Below are 5,335 nucleotides of genomic sequence, written 5' to 3' on the forward strand. Positions count from 1 at the left end.
GCGAATCCCGAGGTCGGGTTCGGCATGGTCGGGATGTAGACCACCACCATCTTCTCGCCGTCCCGCAGCACCTCCCCGGTGACGAAACCGATGGCCCGCACCCCGGGTCTGGGCCACTCGACGAAGACCGCCTTACGGTAGGAGGTCTTCCCCTCCTTGAACACCTGCGTCAGCTGCTTGCTCGAATTGTAGATCGACTTTACCAGGGGGATGCGGGAGAGCAATTCGTCCCACCACCTGAGGATGCGGGTCCCCATGACGTTGGTGGCCAGCACCCCCGAGAGGTAGATGACTACGAAGCCGGTGATCATGCCAAGGCCGGGGATATGGTAGTCCCGATGGATGAAGACTGACAACACGGAGTCGATGTAGCTTCCAAGGATGCCGTCGGCAAAGTTGAAGAGGAACTTCAGGATGAAGATCGTTATCCCCAGCGGCACCACGACAAAGAGACCGGTGATGAATTTTCCTTTGAAATGCCTGGCCATCTTTTCCATTACCGCCTCCTTGTGATGATGTGGGTTATGCATCAGAGCAGGGACGAAGTCAACGATTTTGCAGCGATGTACCTTCTTCCGCACTCCCCCGCCGGCTTCTGTCATAGCCGACACTCAGCAGGAAACCCAACTGTCACTGGAGGGACAATGTGAGACTATCAATAAAGGCACAAAAGGCAGGAGAAAATCGACATCTGTCAGAATTAAGATAAAGTGAGTGAGTGAACTTCAACCTCAAAGCCGGGGAGAGTGAGCGCCATTAACAAAAGGATCAGGATCGAGATAGAGGGAATTGTCCAGGGCGTCGGATTCCGTCCCTATATTTACAGGCTGGCGGCCGGATACAGTCTGTCGGGGTGGGTCATGAATACCCCTTCCGGCGTGATCGTGGAGGCGCAGGGGCCGAGACAGACGCTGGAGGAGTTCGCCCGCGCCATCCCCGACACCGCCCCGCCTTTGGCTGCCATCAGCTGCATGACAGTCAAAGACATGGCAGTGACAGACAGCAGCGGCTTTTTTATCAGGGAGAGCGGCGGCAGCGGCAACCTGATCCAGGTAGCCCCCGATGGTGACGTCTGCCCTGATTGCCAGGCGGAGCTTTTCGATCCAAACGACCGTCGTTACCTCTACCCGTTCATCAACTGCATTAACTGCGGGCCCCGCTATACCATCATCAACTCCGTTCCCTACGATCGGGCCTTTACCACCATGGCCCCGTTCGAGATGTGCGACGAGTGCCGGTCCGAATACGAGGATCCGGAGAACCGGAGATTTCACGCCCAGCCGAATGCCTGCCCCGCCTGCGGCCCCATGCTGACTCTCCTCGATCCAAGCGGCACGGCGGTCGAGGGCAACCCTGTCGAAGTGGCTATCAACCTGCTGAAGGAAGGGAAGATCATCGCCATCAAGGGACTCGGCGGTTACCACCTTGCGGTCGACGCCTGCAATGAATCGGCGGTGCAGGAGCTAAGAAAGCGGAAAAGGCGGGACCACAAGCCTTTCGCAATCATGTCGCCCGATCTCGCGGCCATTGCGACTTACGCTGTGGTCCAGGAATCGGAAGAGAAGCTGCTATCGTGCCCCGAGCGCCCTATCGTGCTGCTGCCCAAGCGCGACGCCAACCGCATCGCACCGCTGGTGGCCCCGACTACCGGCAACTTCGGCGTGATGCTCCCGTACGCCCCGCTGCACCACCTGCTGCTGAGGGATAACTTCACCGCGCTGGTGATGACCAGCGGCAACCTGTGCGACGAGCCGATATGTTACCGCGACGAGGAGGCGATGCGGCGCCTTGGCGGCTTGGCCGATTTTTTCCTCACCAATAACCGTGAAATCTTCACCCGCACCGACGACTCGGTCATGCGGATCTCGAAGGGGCGGCCGGTTTTCCTGCGCCGGTCAAGGGGTTACGTCCCCCGCATCATCACGCTGCCCGAGATCCGGCACAGGGTCCTGGCCGTTGGGGCCGAGCTGAAGACGGTGGTCTGCCTGACCAAGGGGAACAAGGCATTTCTCAGCCAGCATATCGGTGATCTCAAGGACGCCGCCACCGTGTCGTCTCTTGAGGAGACAGTGAGCCACATGAAGCGTCTCCTGAGAATCGAGCCCGAGATGGTGGCCCACGACCTGCATCCGGACTACCTCTCCACCAGCTATGCGAAAGCAGTGAAAGGTCTCCCGAGGATCGGCGTCCAGCACCATCATGCCCACCTGGCTTCCTGCATGGCGGAAAACGGCCTCGAGGGAGAGGCCATCGGGGTCATCTTCGACGGCTCTGGATACGGCCCCGACGGTACCCTCTGGGGCGGGGAATTCCTGATCGGGGGATACTCCGGCTTCGAAAGGAAGGGGCATTTCCGCGCCGTCCCTTTACCGGGTGGAGATACCGCGGTGAGGGAGCCCTACCGCATGGCACTGTCGTATCTCTATGACGCGGTTGGAGAAGAACTCTTCTACCTCCCCCTGTCCTCTGTCCGGAAGGTTCCTGAAGCACAACGAAAGCTCTTACTCAAGATGCTGCAGAAGAGGCTGAACTCCCCCTATACCTCGAGTTGCGGGAGGTTGTTCGATGCGGTGGCAGCTCTTATTGGTCTGCGGGCAAAGGTGTCCTATGAAGCGCAGGCGGCGATGGAACTGGAAGCCTTTGCCGAATCGGGGAGATCGGTCGCTGCGTACCGTTTCGAGATAGGGGTAACGGCGGGCAAATACATCTGCGACTTCCGGCCCACGATCCGGTCGATCATCAAGGATATCGGCGCCGGCGCACCGGTGTCGGAAATAGCCCGCACCTTTCACAACACGCTGGCGGCGGCGGTCATGGAAACCTGTCGTCTGATCCGCGAGGAGACCGGGATAGACCGGGTCGCCTTGTCCGGAGGCGTCTTCCAGAACCGATTGCTGACCGAGGGAGCCCACCGACTTCTGGTCGAAAACGAGTTCCAGGTCTTCACCCAGCGTCTCGCCCCTCCCAATGACGGCGGCATCGCGCTGGGACAGGCCATTGTGGCGGCAAGAATGCATGTCCCGCCGTGATAGCAGTTGACAATGAAGGCTGCAGAATTTACATTCGTTGTTTAAACTTTCACGCCCCCAATCCTGCTGAAGAAGGCACCGAAGCATGACACTCAAACGCACCGTTATCACGGCCATCACCGCTGTTATCGCCCTCGCCCTGCTCGTCGTTCTCCTTGTCCCGACAGTGAACAAGCTGGCCGTAGCCAAGCGAACGGATGCCGATTACCTGCGGATGTTCCGGGAGGTAGTGGCCATCGTCAAAAAGAGCTACGTCGACAAGGTGGAGGACAAGAAGCTGATGACCGGCGCCATCAACGGCATGCTCTCCGCCCTTGACCCGCACAGCACCTACCTCCCCGCCACCGATTACAGCGAAATGAAGGTCCACATGGCCGGTGAATTCGGCGGCCTCGGGATCGAGCTGGGGATGCAGGACGGGAAACTGATGGTCAACGCGCCGATCGAGGATACCCCCGCCTCGAAGGCAGGGATTCTCGCCGGCGACCATATCTACAAGATCAACGGCAAGGAGACCCGGGGGCTCCCGATCAACGAGTGCGTCAGCCGGATGCGCGGCACTCCCGGCACCAACGTCACCCTCTGCATCCTGAGAAACGGCACGGCGCCCATCAACTTCCATCTCACCCGCGCCATCATAAAGACCAAGAGCCTGAGAGGGAAGCTACTTGAGCCGGGCTTCGGCTACATCGCCATCGCCGAATTCCAGGAACATACCGCCGAAGACTTCAACCGCGCCCTCAGGACCCTGGCGGCCGACAACGGGAAGCCGCTTTCGGGGCTGATCCTGGATCTGCGTTACAACCCCGGCGGACTGGTCGACCAGGCATTCCTGGTTGCCGATCGATTCATAGGAGAAGGGCTCTCCGACGGCCTCATCGTGACCACCAAGGGACGGGATCCCTCCTCGCAACGCAGCCTGACCGCCTACGTCGGCGAAAAAGAACCCCCCTATCCCATGGTTGTGCTTATCAACGGCGGAAGTGCCAGCGCCTCTGAAATCGTGGCGGGTGCCCTGCAGGACCACAAGCGGGCCGTCATCATGGGGACGCAGAGTTTCGGCAAGGGGAGCGTGCAGTCGATCATCACCCTTCAAAACGGCGACGGCCTAAAGCTCACCACCGCCCGCTACTACACTCCGAGCGGCAGGTCTATCCAGGCAAAGGGGATTACCCCGGATATCATCGTGGAGTTCAATAAAAAACCGGCGAAGCAGATAAAGGACAAGTTGCCGGATATCCGGGAAGAGGACCTGGACGGGCATATGCAGGCCCCCGAACCGGCGAAAGATTCAAATTCCACCAAAGATTCAAATGGCGCCAAAGATACAAAAGCCACCAAAGGTACTAAAGACGCCAAAGGGGCCAAGGACACCAAAGCAGGGCAGGACAAGAAGGAGCAGGAAGCGTTGCAAAGGGATAACCAACTCTCCCGCGCACTGGACCTTCTCAAGGGGATCAACCTGCTGAAGGCAACCAGGCATTGAATCTCGACCAATCGTTTCGCGTCGACGACAACCGCTATAATCTTCTGGTGGTGCTGGGGGCGACCGCTTCCGGGAAAACCAGGCTCGGGGTCGAGCTGGCAAAAAGGTTCGACGGAGAAATCATCTCCGCCGATTCCCGCCAGGTGTACCGCGGCATGGATATCGGCACAGGGAAGGACCTGCACGAGTACGACGGAGTACCGTATCACCTCATCGATGTGGCGCCCCCCGGATACGACTTCAACCTCTTCCAATTCCAACGTCTCTTCCTTCAAGCGTTTCAGGATATTTCCGACCGTCGCCGGCTGCCCCTGCTGGTCGGGGGTACCGGGATGTATCTCGACTGCGTCTTGAGAGCGTATCGGCTGAGAGAGGTCCCGGAGAACCCGGCGCTGCGCGAAGAACTGGCTTCCCTCTCCATGGAGGAGATGGCCGAGCGGCTACGGGGGGTAAATCCGGCGCTGCATAACACCACGGACCTTACCGACCCCCTCCGGTTGATCCGAGCCATAGAGATTGCCGAGTTCGATGGCGCCGAATGCGAGCCGTGGCCCGAGATCAGGGCGCTGACGCTGGGGATAAGGTGGGACCGCACAGTCATTCGCGAGCGTATCACCAAGCGTCTAAAAGAGCGTCTGGAGGGAGGGATGATCGAGGAGGTCGAGCGGCTGCACGCCGATGGGACCCCTTGGGAAGTTCTGGAATTTTACGGCCTTGAGTACCGTTACCTCGCGCGCCACCTGAGGGGGGAGCTCTCGCGCAACGACATGGTCCAGAAGCTCAACTCGGCGATCCACGACTTCGCCAAGAAGCAGGAGAA

4 protein-coding genes are annotated in these 5,335 nt (G+C 59.4%); 3 read left to right on the forward strand and 1 reads right to left on the reverse strand.

From position 1 onward, the window contains the following. Positions 1-497, reverse strand: a 497-nt coding sequence (locus AC11W3_RS20135) for a DUF502 domain-containing protein (RefSeq protein ID WP_484093635.1), incomplete at its 3' end; no start/stop codon positions are given. 249 nt (positions 498-746) lie between these two features. On the opposite strand from AC11W3_RS20135, the gene hypF reads away from it, so the two are divergent. The 3 genes from hypF to miaA form a co-directional block, all read left to right on the forward strand. Then, entirely contained in the window at positions 747-3,029 is a 2,283-nt protein-coding gene (gene hypF / locus AC11W3_RS20140) for a carbamoyltransferase HypF (RefSeq protein ID WP_484093636.1), read from the forward strand. 85 nt (positions 3,030-3,114) lie between these two features. Then, positions 3,115-4,515, forward strand: a complete 1,401-nt coding sequence (locus tag AC11W3_RS20145) for a S41 family peptidase (protein ID WP_484093637.1) — start codon at positions 3,115-3,117, stop codon at positions 4,513-4,515. Continuing rightward, positions 4,512-5,335, forward strand: an 824-nt coding sequence (miaA, locus tag AC11W3_RS20150) for a tRNA (adenosine(37)-N6)-dimethylallyltransferase MiaA (RefSeq protein ID WP_484093638.1), incomplete at its 3' end; no start/stop codon positions are given. The genes AC11W3_RS20145 and miaA, both read left to right, overlap by 4 nt.

The sequence above is a fragment of the Geomonas sp. genome (assembly GCF_056994735.1).